Origin of the sequence: Methylobacterium tarhaniae (genome assembly GCF_001043955.1) — a bacterium.
Lineage (GTDB): Bacteria > Pseudomonadota > Alphaproteobacteria > Rhizobiales > Beijerinckiaceae > Methylobacterium > Methylobacterium tarhaniae.
This window is the reverse complement of sequence record NZ_LABZ01000441.1, coordinates 1-574: the sequence shown is the minus strand read 5'-3', so window position 1 is coordinate 574 and position 574 is coordinate 1. Positions and strand designations below refer to the sequence as shown.

At 70.7% G+C, this 574-nt stretch carries 1 protein-coding gene; it reads right to left on the bottom strand.

The annotated features are described in order from the left end of the window. A partial coding sequence (locus VQ03_RS30530) for an enoyl-CoA hydratase-related protein (protein ID WP_048454697.1) occupies positions 1 to 494 on the bottom strand: 494 nt, incomplete at its 3' end. Between the last annotated feature and the right edge of the window lie 80 nt (positions 495 to 574).

Here is a 574-nt window from a genome sequence, read left to right as displayed (position 1 = left end):
GCCTCGCCGAGCAGCAGCAGCTCCGTCGCCTTCACCAGCCCGATCCGGCGCGGCAGCAGGTAGCTCGAGGCCGCCTCCGGCACCAGGCCGAGATCGACGAACGGCATCCGGAAGGTCGCGGCGGGTGCGACGTAGACGAGGTCGCAGTGATAGGTCAGCGTGGTGCCGACGCCGACCGCCAGGCCGTCCACCGCCGCCACCATCGGGGTGCGGGTGACGGCGAGCTGCCGGATGAAGCGCAGGGACGGCGCCTCGCCGAAGGAGCGCTCGGCCCTGGCGACGAAGTCGGCGATGTCGTTGCCGGCGGTGAACACGCCCTCGGCCCCGGCGAAGACCACGGCGCCGACACCCGAGTCCTCGCGGTCCGCATCCTCCAATGCCTCGCGCATGGCGTCGTACATGGCGCCGGTGAGGGCGTTCTTCTTCTCGGGCCGGGCGAGCTGGACGAGGCGGACGCCGCCGGGCCGGTCGGTGATGCGAACGTGGTCGGTCATGAGGGCTCGCAAGCAAGTTGCATCAAGTGGGCAAATGTATGCCGGTCGACGGGATGACGCCCGCCATGTCATTCCGGGGC